At 62.3% G+C, this 13,721-nt stretch carries 15 protein-coding genes; 9 read left to right on the top strand and 6 right to left on the bottom strand.

The features are described 5' to 3' along the window. Window positions 1-82 precede the first annotated feature (82 nt). Window positions 83-1,426, top strand: coding sequence for a CDP-diacylglycerol--serine O-phosphatidyltransferase (gene pssA / locus M5B42_RS16950; RefSeq protein ID WP_248746485.1), 1,344 nt, complete (start codon window positions 83-85; stop codon window positions 1,424-1,426). A gap of 54 nt (window positions 1,427-1,480) precedes the next feature. Here pssA and efeO (M5B42_RS16955) read toward each other — a convergent pair whose 3' ends face one another. From efeO (M5B42_RS16955) to M5B42_RS16975, 5 genes are all read right to left on the bottom strand, one after another. Beyond that, window positions 1,481-2,305, bottom strand: a complete 825-nt coding sequence (efeO, locus tag M5B42_RS16955; RefSeq protein WP_152738845.1) for an iron uptake system protein EfeO — start codon at window positions 2,303-2,305, stop codon at window positions 1,481-1,483. A gap of 25 nt (window positions 2,306-2,330) precedes the next feature. After that, a complete protein-coding gene (gene efeB, locus M5B42_RS16960; protein ID WP_248746486.1) occupies window positions 2,331-3,647 on the bottom strand; it encodes an iron uptake transporter deferrochelatase/peroxidase subunit in 1,317 nt (438 codons plus the stop codon). Window positions 3,648-3,666: 19 nt separating this feature from the next. Beyond that, window positions 3,667-4,860, bottom strand: coding sequence for an iron uptake system protein EfeO (efeO, locus tag M5B42_RS16965; RefSeq protein WP_248746487.1), 1,194 nt, complete (start codon window positions 4,858-4,860; stop codon window positions 3,667-3,669). 8 nt (window positions 4,861-4,868) lie between these two features. Continuing rightward, the gene (efeU, locus tag M5B42_RS16970) at window positions 4,869-5,711 is read right to left on the bottom strand and encodes an iron uptake transporter permease EfeU (protein ID WP_248746488.1); all 843 of its coding nucleotides are present in this window, start codon (window positions 5,709-5,711) and stop codon (window positions 4,869-4,871) included. 320 nt (window positions 5,712-6,031) lie between these two features. After that, window positions 6,032-6,289 (bottom strand): DUF2790 domain-containing protein, encoded by a 258-nt coding sequence (locus tag M5B42_RS16975; RefSeq protein ID WP_248746489.1) that lies wholly within the window; start codon window positions 6,287-6,289, stop codon window positions 6,032-6,034. Between the two features lie 430 nt (window positions 6,290-6,719). Between M5B42_RS16975 and M5B42_RS16980 the strand changes: the two genes are divergently transcribed. From M5B42_RS16980 to M5B42_RS17015, 8 genes are all read left to right on the top strand, one after another. Next, on the top strand, window positions 6,720-7,562 hold the full coding sequence (locus tag M5B42_RS16980; RefSeq protein ID WP_103499106.1) for a transporter substrate-binding domain-containing protein: 843 nt from the start codon (window positions 6,720-6,722) through the stop codon (window positions 7,560-7,562). A 53-nt stretch (window positions 7,563-7,615) separates the two neighbouring features. Then, window positions 7,616-8,278, top strand: coding sequence for an amino acid ABC transporter permease (locus M5B42_RS16985; RefSeq protein WP_152738858.1), 663 nt, complete (start codon window positions 7,616-7,618; stop codon window positions 8,276-8,278). 9 nt (window positions 8,279-8,287) lie between these two features. Continuing rightward, entirely contained in the window at window positions 8,288-8,950 is a 663-nt protein-coding gene (locus M5B42_RS16990) for an amino acid ABC transporter permease (RefSeq protein WP_248746490.1), read from the top strand. Next, on the top strand, window positions 8,947-9,723 hold the full coding sequence (locus M5B42_RS16995) for an amino acid ABC transporter ATP-binding protein (protein ID WP_100941152.1): 777 nt from the start codon (window positions 8,947-8,949) through the stop codon (window positions 9,721-9,723). Before M5B42_RS16990 ends, M5B42_RS16995 begins: the two co-directional genes overlap by 4 nt. Before the next feature lie 22 nt (window positions 9,724-9,745). Beyond that, window positions 9,746-10,132 (top strand): RidA family protein, encoded by a 387-nt coding sequence (locus M5B42_RS17000; RefSeq protein WP_103499108.1) that lies wholly within the window; start codon window positions 9,746-9,748, stop codon window positions 10,130-10,132. Window positions 10,133-10,179: 47 nt separating this feature from the next. Beyond that, window positions 10,180-10,944 carry an IclR family transcriptional regulator gene (locus M5B42_RS17005; RefSeq protein WP_248746491.1) on the top strand — a complete coding sequence of 255 codons (765 nt, stop codon included), beginning with the start codon at window positions 10,180-10,182 and terminating at the stop codon, window positions 10,942-10,944. Between the two features lie 37 nt (window positions 10,945-10,981). Further along, window positions 10,982-12,199, top strand: a complete 1,218-nt coding sequence (locus M5B42_RS17010; protein ID WP_248746492.1) for an amino acid deaminase — start codon at window positions 10,982-10,984, stop codon at window positions 12,197-12,199. A 137-nt stretch (window positions 12,200-12,336) separates the two neighbouring features. Then, window positions 12,337-13,263, top strand: a complete 927-nt coding sequence (locus M5B42_RS17015; protein WP_248746493.1) for a sugar kinase — start codon at window positions 12,337-12,339, stop codon at window positions 13,261-13,263. Between the two features lie 157 nt (window positions 13,264-13,420). Here M5B42_RS17015 and M5B42_RS17020 read toward each other — a convergent pair whose 3' ends face one another. Beyond that, window positions 13,421-13,696, bottom strand: a complete 276-nt coding sequence (locus M5B42_RS17020; protein ID WP_103499111.1) for a peptidylprolyl isomerase — start codon at window positions 13,694-13,696, stop codon at window positions 13,421-13,423. Between the last annotated feature and the right edge of the window lie 25 nt (window positions 13,697-13,721).

Raw genomic sequence — 13,721 nt, forward strand, 5'->3', positions numbered from 1 at the left:
CAAAGCCCTCTTCGAAGGCGCGTCCGAGAGCGGCGCATGGTGTAGACTCAGCGATCATTCGCATTCGACCCTAGCGAGCCCTATGCCGTCGCTCTTCAAACGTTCCCTGTTGCCCAAACTGCGCAGCTTCCCGCTGGCTGCCGAGGCCTTGACCATCCTGCCTTCGGCTGCCGAGTTCCGGCGTTGCCTGCTGGAGAAGATCGCCGGTGCCCGGCAGCGCATCACGCTGGTGGCGTTGTACCTGCAGGAAGACGAAGCCGGCCAGGAAATCCTCGATGCCCTGCATGCGGCCAAGTCGGCCCATCCGCAGCTGGAGATTGTCGTCGTGGTCGACTGGCTACGGGCCCAGCGCGGTTTGATCGGTGCCGGCAAGCAGCCGGGCAACAGCGCCTGGTACCAGGCGCAAACCCGCGACCACATCACTGAAGTGCCGATCTACGGGGTGCCGGTGCAGACCCGCGAACTGTTCGGCGTGCTCCACCTCAAGGGTTTCGTGATCGACGACTGCGTGATCTACAGCGGCGCCAGCCTGAACAACGTCTATCTGCACAAGTTCGACAAATACCGCTTCGACCGTTACCACGTGCTGCAAAACGCCGCACTGGCCGACTCGATGCAGGGGCTGATACGCAACGAGCTGCTGGCCTCCCGGGCGGTGCGTCGCCTCGACGTGCCGGAGCTGCCGACGACCCGCAGCCTGCGCGGCGACATCGGCGATTTGCGCAGCCGCTTGAAGAAAGCCGGCTATGACACCACGGCCGGCAGTGAGCCGACCTTCGGCCTGTCGGTCAGCCCGGTGATGGGCCTGGGCAAGAACAACCCGCTGAACCGCCTGGTCTGCGAACTGATCGCCTCCAGCCAGCAGCAACTGACTATCTGCACGCCCTATTTCAACATGCCGCTGGCGGTGACCCGGGAAATCAATCGGGCCCTGGAGCGTGGGGTGAAGATCGATATCATCGTCGGCGACAAGACCGCCAACGACTTCTATATCCCGCCGAGCCAGCCGTTCAAGGTGATCGCCGCCTTGCCCTATCTCTACGAGATCAGCCTGCGGCGTTTCGCCAAGCGTCACCAGCCGGTGATCGACAGCGGGCAGTTGAACCTGCACCTGTGGCGTGACGGTGACAACACCTATCACCTCAAGGGCATGTGGGTCGACGAGCGTTATACCTTGCTGACGGGGAACAACCTCAATCCACGGGCGTTCCGGCTGGATCTGGAGAATGCCTTGCTGATCGACGATCCACGTCGCGAGTTGTGCGAGGTGCGGGCCAAGGAGTTGGCGCTGATCATGGAAAACACCCAGCGGATCGACAGCTTCAAGAGCCTGGAAACCCTGGTGGACTATCCGGAAGCGGTGGGCAAGTTCCTGCGGCGGGTCAGTCGGGTGCGGATCGAGCGGTTGTTGTATCGGATGTTGTAAAGCGCGGATGAGGTCATCCCGGGCGATCGCAATCCCCCGGGATAACCACCGGCCTCAGTTCAGGCCCAGCTTGCCACGCAGGGTGGACAGGTCTTCAGCCAGGGTCGTGACCGGACCCACCAGGGCCTTGCGGTCGGCATCCTTGACCTTGTCATAGGTTTCGAAACCGCCATCCTTGGTCTTGTACTTGGCCAGGATCTTGTCCACGGCGGCGAAGTTCTTGTCCACCTTGGCGGCGAAAGCCTTGTCCTGTTTCTCGATCTGCGGACGGAACAGGTCGACGATTTTCTTCGCGCCGTCGATGTTGCCCTGGAAGTCATACAGGTCGGTGTGGCTGTAACGGTCTTCTTCACCGGAGATCTTGGTCGCGGCGACTTCTTCCAGCAGCGCGGCGGCACCGCCGACGACTTTCTCAGGAGGGAAGGTCAGGCCGGCAACGCGGGTCTGCAGGTCCTTGACGTCCTTGTTCAGGCCGTCGGCCAGGGCGCCCAGGCCGTCGGTGGTGTTTTCCGAGAACAGGCTGTATTCGATGCGGTGGAAGCCGGTGAAGTCTTCAGCCTTCACGCCTTTTTCATGGTCGTTGACGCGGGAGTCGATGGCGCCGTCCAGGTCATTGAACAGCTCGGCGATCGGCTCGATCTTCTCGTAGTGCACGCGAGTCGGTGCGTAGAGCTTCTTGGCGGTGGCCAGGTCGCCTTTTTTCACCGCGTCGGTGAACTGCTGGGTCTTGCTGACCAGCTCATCGATCTCCGCGGTCACATAGATCTTGTAGTCGGACACCGGGCCCACCAGATCCAGCGGCGCGGTGGCCGCGAAAGCCGAAAGCGGCGTGTGGAGCAAGCCAAGGGCCAACAACAAAGCAAGAGGCGACTTCTTCATGGGGCGTTTCCTGGTGAGTTAAGGATTAAGCGGTGGTTTTTTGTTTTGCAGCTGAAAGCAGTGAGCGACCGATAAAGTCCTGATCGCCCGTGACCCCCGGCAAGGTGAAGAAATAACCGCCGCCGATAGGCTTGAGGTATTCCTCCAGGGGCTCGCCGTTGAGCCGGGTTTGTACGGCGATAAAGCCTTGCGCCAGGTCCGCCTGGTAGCAGATGAACAGCAGGCCCATTTCCAGCTGGCCGTTCTTGCTCACGCCATTGGAGTAGTTGAATGGGCGACGCAGGATCAGGTTGCGTTGGGTTTCGGTGGTGCGCGGGTTGGCCAGGCGGATATGCGCATCGAGCTTGGTCAGCTTGCCTTCCGGGTCCTTGTCGTAGTCGGGGATATCGCTTTCCTTCTGGCCGCCCATGGGCGCGCCTGTCGCCTTGACCCGGCCGATGATGCTTTGCTGTTCCTGCAGCGGCGTGCGGTCCCAGCGCTCCACCAGGTTGCGGATGATCCGCACCGCCTGGTAGCTGCCGGCCACGGCCCAGGCCGGTTCGTTGGCCCCGGGCTGGACCCAGACGATACGGTCCATGGCGCTGCCATCGTTGGAGTCCGGGTTGGCCGAACCGTCACGGAAACCGAGGAAGTTGCGTGCGCTCTGGGCCGGTTCGCCGGCCTTGAGCGGCGCCTGGGCCGGTACCGTGCCTTCCTGTTTCCAGCGCACCAGCAGCAGGTCCGGGGTGTTCTTGACGATATCGCGCAGGGCGTGAATGTTGGTGTCCGGGGTGTTCGAGCAGAACTGGATACTCAGGTCGCCGTGGCACAGTTCCGCTTGCAGCGCGTCGTTGGGGAAGCCGACCATGCGGATCAGGTGCTTGGGCTTGACGCCGGCCAGGCCGTAACGCTCGTCGAACAGCGACTCGCCCACCGCGACGGTGATGGTCAGGTTGTCCGGGGTGACCACCGGGCCGAGAATCCCGGAATCCAGGGGCGGCAGTTTTTCATCGACCTGTTTCACCGGGCCGCCGCTCATCAGGAACGCGATGCGCTTGTTCAGGGTGCGGAACAGGCGTTCGAGTTCCTCGCTGTCGCTGGCCAGGACGTCGAAGGAGACGATCATGCCGGCGGCCGGACGCGGGGTGACGATCCCGGTCTGGTGCTTGCCGTGGAAGTCGTGGCGGTCCTCGGTCTTGTCGCTGCTCGGCGCTTCGGTGACCTGGGCTTGCGCCTGGCTGGCGGCCATGGCCGGGCAGCTCAGGGCGCTGCCGGCGAGGGCGGCGCCGGCCACCCCCATGCCCAGCAGGACGCGACGGCGCTGGGCGGAGAATTCGGCGTTGTTGTGTTCTGAATCGCTCATGTTCGTATCGTCTGCTTGGTTACAGGCCGGAAAGGCCGAGGGCGGGATCGATTCCATCGAGTGCATCGGCCAGGACCTTGGCCTTGTCGCTGATCTGCTGGCGTTGCACGGCACTTACGGTGTCGTAGGTGACATAGCCGTCGGCGTTGCGCAGGCCGTTGAATTCGGCGTCGAGGGCCGTGGCGGCGCTGTCGATCTTCACCAATAGCTCGCCGGACGACTTGAGCAGCAGCGGTCGCATCAGGTCGATGACCTTTTGTGCGGCTTGCAGGTTGGCGGCGAAGCCGTCCAGGTCGACGTGGCTGTAGCGCTCTTCTTCGCCGCCGCTGGCGCGGGTATCGGCCATGCTGCGCAGGCTGCGCACGACGATGCTGACCAGTTGTTCCGGCGGCAGCGATTGGGCCAGCAGTTGCTGCTTGAGGTTGGCGACATCGGCTTGCAGGTGCTGGGCGACCGGCACCAGGCCGTCGACGCTGCGTTGCTGGAACAGGCCGTACTCGATGCGGTGGAAGCCGCCGAAGCCGGGGTCCTGTTCGCGTTTTTCGTAATAGTCGGCGCGGGCATTGATCGCGTTATCCAGTTCGGCGAGCCGCTGGGCGGCCGGGGCCAGACGCTGATAGGCGGCACGGGCCGGGGCATAGAGCACCTGGGCCTTGGTCAGGTCACCGGCGGCAATCGCCTGTTCCAGTGCATCGACGGCCTTGATCAGTGCGTTGCCCTGGCTGCTCAGGTAGACGCGGAACTCCGACAGCGGCCCGATAAAGGCGGTCATTGACGGACGCGCCTTGGCCGCGGCCTCGGAAGCCGCCGTAGGCGTGACGTGCAGGGTGCCGCGCGGATTGCTCAGCAGGCCGCAGGTAATGGCGTAGTCGCCGGGTTGCAGGTTGGCATTGATCACCTGGCTCAGGCCCGGGGCGATGTTCTCGCGCTCCTCGAGCACCAGTACACCGTCGAGGATCTCCCACTCGACCGCGCGTTGCGAACTGTTGAGGATGCGGAAGCTGTTCTGCCCGGCCGGTACGCTCAGGGCATTTGGCTCGCAGCCGTGGGCCTGGATGGTCACGGTGATTTCGTTGTGATGGGCCTGGCGTTTGCTCGCGGCCAGTTGCGAGGCGTAATAGAACAGTCCACCGGCCGCGATCATCACGATCACCGAGCCGGCTACCGCCCAGCGCAGGGCCTGGGGCGGTTTGCCAGTTGCAGGGTTGGACATGGATAACCTTACTGGTTGGGAACGGAAGAAGTGTGCTTGGGGGCCGGTGCCGCGCTCGGCAGGAAGAACAGCACCAGGGTGAACGCCAGGTACAGCAGGTAGGAGCCGAGGACGCTGACCGTCGGCGCATCCTGGTAACCGAACATGCCGGCCAGGACCGAGCCCGCCGGGCCGTCCATCGGCAGCGTGGCGCTGATATCGAAGACCACGGTTTGCAGGTGGTTCCACAGGCCGGCTTCATGCAGGGCCTGGACCGAATTGGCGAGGATGCCGGCGGCGACCACCAGGATGAACAGGCCGGTCCAGCGGAAGAACAGACCCAGGTTCAGGCGCATGCTGCCGCTGTAGATGGCGAAACCGACGAAAATCGCCAGGATCAGGCCGAGCAGGGCGCCGATGGGCGCGCCCGGACCGTCACTCTGCTGGAACACCGCCAGCAGGAAGAACACGGTTTCCAGGCCTTCGCGGGCCACGGCGAAAAACACCATGGCAATCAGCGCCCAGACCTGATGTTTGGAACCGGCGAGTGCCTGGTCGAGGGATTCGTGCAGCGCGTGCTTGATGGAGCGGGCGACCTTGCGCATCCAGAACACCATCGAACTGAGGATGCCGACGGCGACCAGCCCGACCACGCCTTCGAAGAGTTCCTGCTGTTTCTGCGGGAACTCGGCACTGACCAGCTCCAGGCCACCACCGACCAGCAGGGCAAGGGCGGCGGCGAGAAACACGCCGATCCACACCGCCGGCATCCACTGACCCCGGCCGGTCTGCTTGAGGTAACTGGCGATAATGCCAACGATAAGCGCGGCTTCAATGCCTTCGCGCAGCATGATCAGGAAGGGAACCAGCATTCGGCAACGCACCACTGTTAGAGAAGATGGTAATTTGTAACATAATGATACTCATTACTAAACAGTTTTGATTGCTAATTGCTGAGCGGGGGCTGAATAGGCGGGGCGGGCCCCCTGGAAGGGGCTGTCCGGTGCTGTTTGCGCGCGGGGGATCGGCGATCCGCAAGAGGCGGGTTTATGCGGTCACTGTGGGAGCCGGCTTGCTGGCGATGGCGTCCGTATGGACAGCGCAAGGCTCAAGGCCCTCATCGCTGCGATACGGCGTCCCGACAAGCCAGCTCCAGGTTTTGCGGTGTTTTCAGGATCCGGTCTTATTGGAATCAGTTATTGAAATTGCAGGAATCCGACAGCTTGAGGTAGCTGATCTCCGCGGGCTTGCCGGCGGTATCGATGAACTTCATGTCGGCCGTGATGACTTTGCATTCATGGCTCGGTTGCTCAGTCATCGAGATGACCTTGGCCACGTGCAGGGGCATGCCGTATTGATAAGGCACGGGTTGGGTGGTGTCGGCCTGGGCCACGCCGGCAAGGGCCGAAAGGGCCAGGGCGCCGGTTACCAGCAGGGTACGCAGTTTCATGGTGTTTCTCCTGAGCGGCTTGAGCGTTCACCCCGGCACCACGAGTGGCGCGGGGTATGCCGCGGAGGGCGTCAGGGCAAGCCTGCGCGAGCGCGGTCAATTTCACTTTCCGTCTGCAGGATTAACGCGGAATTAAGTGCTGGACTTTCTATTAGCTTGCTAACGGAGTTGCTAAAGGCCGCCCCCAAATCACCCACCCCCGCACCGCCTTGGGGCCTTCACACCCACCCCCTCGTAGCCTTCCGTAGCACCATGCTGTGCTACCGCCTGTGACATTGCTTTTTCGGAAGATTTTATCTCATTGATTTTTATTGAGTTTATAGCCTCGATTGCAGTGCGCTGAATCTGCTGGCACAGATTCTGCTGTCTATTCCGTTGTTACATACTAGGTTCCGTTATAGCGGAATACACATCATCGGAGTGCAACGTCATGCAGCGTGGACTTTCCTTGTTTAAAGCCTGTGTTTTTCTTCTGGCGGCTTCGGCGGCGGTTGCTGCGCAAGCGGCGGACAGCAAGCTCGATAGCGTGCTCAAACGCGGTCACTTGATTGTAGGCACCGGTAGCACCAACGCGCCGTGGCACTTCCAGGGCGCCGACGGCAAGTTGCAGGGGTTCGATATCGATATCGGCGGCATGATCGCCAAGGGGCTGTTCAACGACGCCAGCAAAGTCGAATACGTGGTGCAGTCTTCCGATGCGCGGATTCCCAACCTGCTGACCGACAAGGTCGATATCAGCTGCCAGTTCATCACCGTCACCGCGAGCCGTGCCCAGCAGGTTGCTTTCACCCTGCCGTACTACCGCGAGGGTGTCGCGCTGCTGCTGCCAGCCAATAGCAAGTACAAGGAAATCGACAGCCTGCGCGCCGCCGGCGACGGCGTTACCGTGGCCGTGCTGCAGAACGTCTACGCTGAGGAACTGGTGCACCAGGCACTGCCCAAGGCCAAGGTCGACCAGTACGACAGCGTTGACCTGATGTACCAGGCCATGAGCACCGGTCGCGCCGATGCCGCCGCCACCGACCAGTCCTCGGTCAAGTACCTGATGGTGCAGAAACCCGGCATGTATCGCAGTCCGGCCTTTGCCTGGAGCCCACAGACCTATGCCTGCGCGGTCAAGCGCGGCGACCAGGACTGGCTGAACTTCGTCAACACCGCGCTGCATGAAGCCATGACCGGCGTCGAGTTCCCCACCTACGCAGCCTCCTTCAAGAAATGGTTCGGCGTCGATCTTCCTTCGCCGGAAATCGGTTTCCCTGTCGAATTCAAGTGATCCGTTAAGGGCAGGGCGCCGCACTCGGCGCCCCGTCGAAGGTACTGCGAACCATGAACTATCAGTTGAACTTTGCCGCCGTCTGGCGCGATTTCGACACCTTGCTGGCGGGACTGGGCCTGGGCCTGGAACTGGCCTTGGTGTCCATCGCCATCGGTTGTGTGATCGGCCTGATGATGGCGTTTGCCTTGCTCAGCAAGCATCGCGCATTGCGGGCACTGGCCTCGGTGTATGTGACGGTGATCCGTAATACGCCGATCCTGGTGTTGATCCTGTTGATCTACTTCGCCATGCCGAGCCTGGGCATCCGGCTGGACAAGATTCCCTCGTTTATCGTCACGCTGTCGCTGTATGCCGGGGCCTACCTGACCGAGGTGTTCCGCGCCGGCCTGCTGAGCATTCCCAAGGGCCAGCGCGAAGCCGGGCTGGCCATCGGCCTCGGCGAATGGCAGGTGCGGGCCTATGTCACCGTGCCGGTGATGTTGCGCAACGTGCTGCCGGCGCTGTCCAACAACTTTATTTCCCTGTTCAAGGACACCTCCCTGGCGGCGGCCATCGCCGTGCCGGAGCTGACCTATCACGCCCGCAAGATCAACGTGGAAAGCTACCGGGTAATCGAAACCTGGATGGTCACCACGGCGCTCTATGTGGTCGCCTGTTACCTCATTGCCCTGATGCTTCGTTACCTCGAGCAGCGTCTGGCGATCCGCCGATAGGAGGCACTCATGTACGAATCGCAAAGTTGGTGGCATGAGTTGTGGATCGCCCGGGAAACCCTCTGGGAGGGATTCCAGGCCAGTGTCGCGGTCTCGCTCCTGGCGATTGTCTGCGGCACCCTGATCGGCATTGTCGCCGGGCTGGTGCTGACCTACGGCAAGTTCTGGATGCGCGCGCCGTTTCGTCTGTATGTCGACCTGATCCGCGGCACCCCGGTGTTCGTTCTGGTCCTCGCCTGCTTCTACATGGCCCCGGCCCTGGGCTGGCAGATCAGCGCCTTCCAGGCCGGTGCCCTGGGCCTGACGCTGTTCTGTGGTTCCCACGTGGCGGAGATCGTGCGCGGCTCGATGCAGGCCATCCCCCGCGGGCAGATGGAAGCGAGCAAGGCCATCGGCCTGACCTTCCACCAGGCCCTCGGCTATGTGCTGCTACCCCAGGCGCTGCGGCAGATCCTGCCGACCTGGGTCAACTCGTCCACCGAGATCGTCAAGGCTTCGACCCTGCTTTCGGTGATCGGTGTCGCCGAGCTGCTGCTCAGCACCCAGCAGGTGATCGCCCGGACCTTCATGACCCTGGAGTTCTATCTGTTCGCCGGTTTCTTGTTCTTCATCATCAACTACTCGATCGAGTTGCTCGGTCGGCATATTGAAAAGCGGGTGGCCTTGCCATGACGACTGATTCCCAAGCACTGCTCAGCATTCGCGGGCTGCACAAACAATACGGCAAGCTCGAAGTGCTCAAGGGCGTCGACCTGGACATGCAGCGCGGCAACGTGGTCACGCTGATCGGCTCCAGCGGCTCGGGCAAGACCACGCTGCTGCGCTGCGTAAACCTGCTGGAAGAGTTCCAGGGCGGCCAGATCACCCTGGACGGCGAGTCCATCGGCTACAGCGAAGTGAACGGCAAGCGTGTCCGTCACCCGGAAAAAGTCATTGCCCAGCACCGGGCCATGACCGGCATGGCGTTCCAGCAGTTCAACCTGTTTCCGCACCTGACGGCCTTGCAGAACGTGACCCTGGGCCTGCTCAAGGTCAAGAAGCTGCCCAAGGACCAGGCCGTCGCGCTGGCGGAGAAGTGGCTGGAGCGGGTCGGCCTGCTGGAGCGGCGTAATCACTTTCCGGGGCAGTTGTCCGGCGGCCAGCAGCAGCGGGTGGCGATTGCTCGGGCCATTGCGATGAACCCCAGCCTGATGCTGTTCGACGAAGTGACTTCGGCCCTCGACCCGGAGCTGGTGGGTGAGGTGCTGGCGGTGATCAAGGGCCTGGCGGAAGAGGGCATGACCATGTTGCTGGTCACCCACGAGATGCGCTTTGCCTTTGAGGTCTCGGACAAGATCGTATTCATGAACCAGGGGCGTATTGAAGAACAGGGGCCACCCAAAGAACTGTTCGAACGCCCGCAGTCGCCGCGTCTCGCGGAATTTCTGAAAAACACCCGCTTTTAATTTTTTATTCAAGGAGAACAGTATGAGCATTACTCGTTATGGCACCGGCAGCACCGCGGGTGGCGGTCAGCCGCGTCCTTTCGCCCGGGCCGTCGAAGCCGACGGTTGGTTGCATGTGTCCGGCCAGGTGCCGGCGCTGGATGGCGAAATCATTGTTGGCGGTATCGTCGAGCAGACTCACCAGACCATGAAGAACCTGATCGCGATTCTCGAAGAGGCCGGTTATGGCCTGGAAGATGTGGTCCGCGCCGGTGTCTGGCTGGAAGATCCGCGGGATTTCTGGAGCTTCAACAAGGTGTTTTCCGAGTACTTCACACCCGAGCACGCCCCGGCGCGCGCCTGTGTCCAGGCGAATATGATGGTCGACTGCAAGGTCGAGATCGATTGCATCGCGTACAAGAAGAAGTGATGAATGGGTAAACTCCCCGGCAATTTTTCCAATGGGATGGCACTGACATGACCGAAGACACCATCAAGCGCCGGGCCAAAGGGCTGGACCGGGCGTTCGATATCCTCGATTACCTCAAGGAGGTCGGCCAGCCGCTGCGTCCCAACGACATTGCCGGCGGTATCGGCAGCCCCAAATCCACGGTCTACGAGCTGGTGGCATCACTGCTGGAGCGGCGCATCCTCGAGTCGGTCGGCAAGGAGGGCCATGTCTACCTGGGCCGCCAGCTGTATTTTCTCGGCCAGGCGCACCTGCGGCACTTCGACCTGACCCGCGAGGCCGACCACGCCTTGCAGGAGATCGTCAGCCAGACCCGGGAAACCGCGCAGATGTGCCTGCTCAACGGGCGCAAATACACCGTGGCGCTGATGAAGGAAGGTGAGCGGCATTTCCGGATTTCCTCGGATATCGGCGAAAACGCGCCGATCCCCTGGACCGCTTCCGGGCGCCTGCTGCTGGCGCACCTGAGCGACCAGCAGATCATCGACCTGATCGACCAGGATGACTTTATCCTGCCGGACGGCCAGCGCCTGCCGCTGGAGGTATTCCTCAAGGAAATCCGCCAGGCCGGGATCGACGGGTTCTTTTCCTTCGACAGCGTCGCCGACACCTTTACTCATTGCTTCGCCGCGCCCGTCAAGGACGAGCGGGGCATTTGCATCGCCACCCTGTGCATCGTTGCCCCACGGGCCGATGCCAAGACCAACTACAACGACTATCGCCGGGTGCTGATCGAGAGCGCGAACAACCTGGCCCGTCGCATCAACGACTAGCGCGGCCGCCAAGGGCGCCGCCGATAAGGAGTTTGGAATGTCTACTGCCTTGAACTTCGCCGCCGTGGAAAAAGGCGCCGCCAACGTCGGCGCGCAACTGGTGAGCGATGTCAGCCTGCCGGCGCTGGTGCTCCACCGCGACGCCCTGGAGCACAATATCCGCTGGATGCAGGACTTCGTCAGCCGTAGCGGTGCCGAACTGGCGCCCCATGGCAAGACCAGCATGGTCCCGGCGCTGTTCGCTCGGCAACTGGCCGCCGGGGCCTGGGGCATCACCCTGGCGACCGCCGTGCAGACCCGTGCCGCCTACGCGGCGGGTGTCCGCCGGGTGCTGATGGCCAACCAACTGGTGGGCGCGCCGAACATGGCGCTGATCGCCGAGTTGTTGGCCGATGCCCAGTTCGAGTTTTACTGCATGGTCGATCACCCGGACAACGTTGCGGCCCTGGGGGCTTTCTTCGCCGAACGCGGCCTGCGTTTGAACGTGATGATCGAGTATGGCGTGGTCGGCGGTCGTTGCGGTTGCCGCAGCGAACAGGAGGTGCTGGACCTGGCCCGGGCGATCAAGGCCCAGCCGGCACTGGCCCTGACCGGTATCGAAGGTTACGAAGGGGTGATTCACGGCGATCAGGCCGAGAGCGGGATCCGCGCCTTCGCCGGTTCCCTGGTGCGGCTGGCGGTGGACCTGCAGAACAGCGGCGCGTTTGATATCGGCAAGCCGATCATCACCGCCTCGGGGTCGGCCTGGTATGACCTGATCGCCGAGGAATTCGAGGCCCAGGACGCTGACGGACGTTTTCTCAGTGTGTTGCGCCCGGGCAGTTATGTCGCCCACGACCATGGTATCTACAAGGACGCCCAGTGCTGCGTGTTGCATCGTCGGGGGGATCTGAGCGAAGGCTTGCGTCCGGCGCTGGAGGTCTGGGCCCATGTGCAATCGATGCCGGAACCGGGGTTTGCGGTGATCGCCCTGGGCAAGCGCGATGTGGCATTCGATGCCGGGTTGCCGGTGCCGTTGCTGCGTTATCAGCCGGGGGTGTTGCCAGCGGTGGGCGAGGATCTCAGCGCCTGCAAGGTCACGGCGGTGATGGACCAGCATGCGTTCATGACGGTGGCGCCGGGTTGTGAGTTGAAGGTCGGGGATATCGTCTCGTTTGGTACTTCGCATCCGTGCCTGACCTTCGACAAGTGGCGGGTCGGTTGCATTGTCGATGAACAGTTGAGCGTGATTGAAACCTTCGAGACCTGTTTCTAAGCGGATATTGCTTTCGCGGGCAAGCCCTGCTCCCACAGGTTTTCGGTTGTTCGCAACATTGCGGTTCAACCTGGATTTAATGTGGGAGCGGAGCTTGCCCGCGAAGAGGCCCGCCCTGACACCACGAGACTTTCCGAATGACCACCCTGAACCTGCCCCCACCGCGCATCGCCCTGATCGGCGAATGCATGATCGAACTGCAACAACACACCGACGGCAGCCTGCACCAGAGCTTCGGCGGCGACACCCTGAACACCGCCGTCTACCTGTCCCGCGAACTGGGCGGACGGGCTTCGGTGGACTATGTCACCGCCCTGGGCGATGACAGCTTCAGCGACAGCATGTGCCGGATCTGGCGCGAGGAAGGCATCGGCCTGGACCTGGTGCAACGCCTGCCGGGGCGCTTGCCCGGGTTGTATTGCATCCAGACCGACGCCAAGGGCGAGCGACGCTTTCTCTACTGGCGCAACGAAGCGGCCGTGCGCGACTGCTTCACCGCGCCGACAGCCGCGCCGGTGCTGGCGGCTTTGCCGGATTACGACGTGCTGTATTTCAGCGGTATCACCCTGGCGGTGCTGGGCGAGCTCGGGCGGAAAAAGCTGATTGCCGTGCTACAAGAGGCCCGTCGGGGCGATACCCGGGTGGTTTTCGACAACAACTATCGGCCGCGTCTCTGGGCGGATGTCGAGCAGGCGCGCGAGGCGTATCGCTCGGTATTGCCCTATGTCGACCTGGCCTTGTTGACCCTGGAGGACGAGCAGGCGCTGTTCGACTATGCCGATGGCGAGGCGGTGTTCCGTGCCTATGAAGATATCGGCATCCCGGAAGTGGTGATCAAGCGGGGAGCGGAGAGTTGCCTGGTTCACTGCGAGGGCGCGGCTTTCGAGGTGCCGTCGCAGAAGGTCGAGACAGTGGTGGACACCACGGCGGCGGGGGATTCGTTCAGTGCGGCGTATCTGGCCAGTCGCCTGACGGGCGGTGATCCACAAGAGGCGGCCTTGGCCGGGCATCGGCTGGCGAGTCGGGTGATTCAGGTGCGTGGGGCGTTGATTCCGCGAGACTGATCGGGAAAATACAGTGTTCTTGCGGGCCTCTTCGCGGGCAAGCCCTGCTCCTACAGGTTGGTGTCGTACACAAAGTTTGTGATCGACGCAGTGCTGTAGGAGCAGGGCTTGTCGGATCGCCGCACCGCCGCGAAGAACGATAACGCGGTCCCCCGGTTCAATCGCGATAGAAAACCTGCACCAGGTGATACCCGAACTTGCTCTTGATCGGCCCATGCACGGTACGTAGCGGCTTCTTGAAAATCACCTGGTCGATAGCCCCGACCATCTGCCCCGGACGGACTTCACCCAGGTCGCCGCCGCGCTTGCCGGACGGGCAGGTGGAGTACTTCTTGGCCAGCACATCAAAGGCTTCGCCCTTGACGATACGTAGCCTGAGTTGTTCGGCTTCCTCGGCGGTCTTGACCAGGATATGACGGGCTTGGGCTTTCATCGATTCGTTACCTTGAAACCTTGGG

It is taken from the genome of Pseudomonas sp. MWU12-2037, assembly GCF_023242345.1.
GTDB lineage: Bacteria > Pseudomonadota > Gammaproteobacteria > Pseudomonadales > Pseudomonadaceae > Aquipseudomonas > Aquipseudomonas gingeri_D.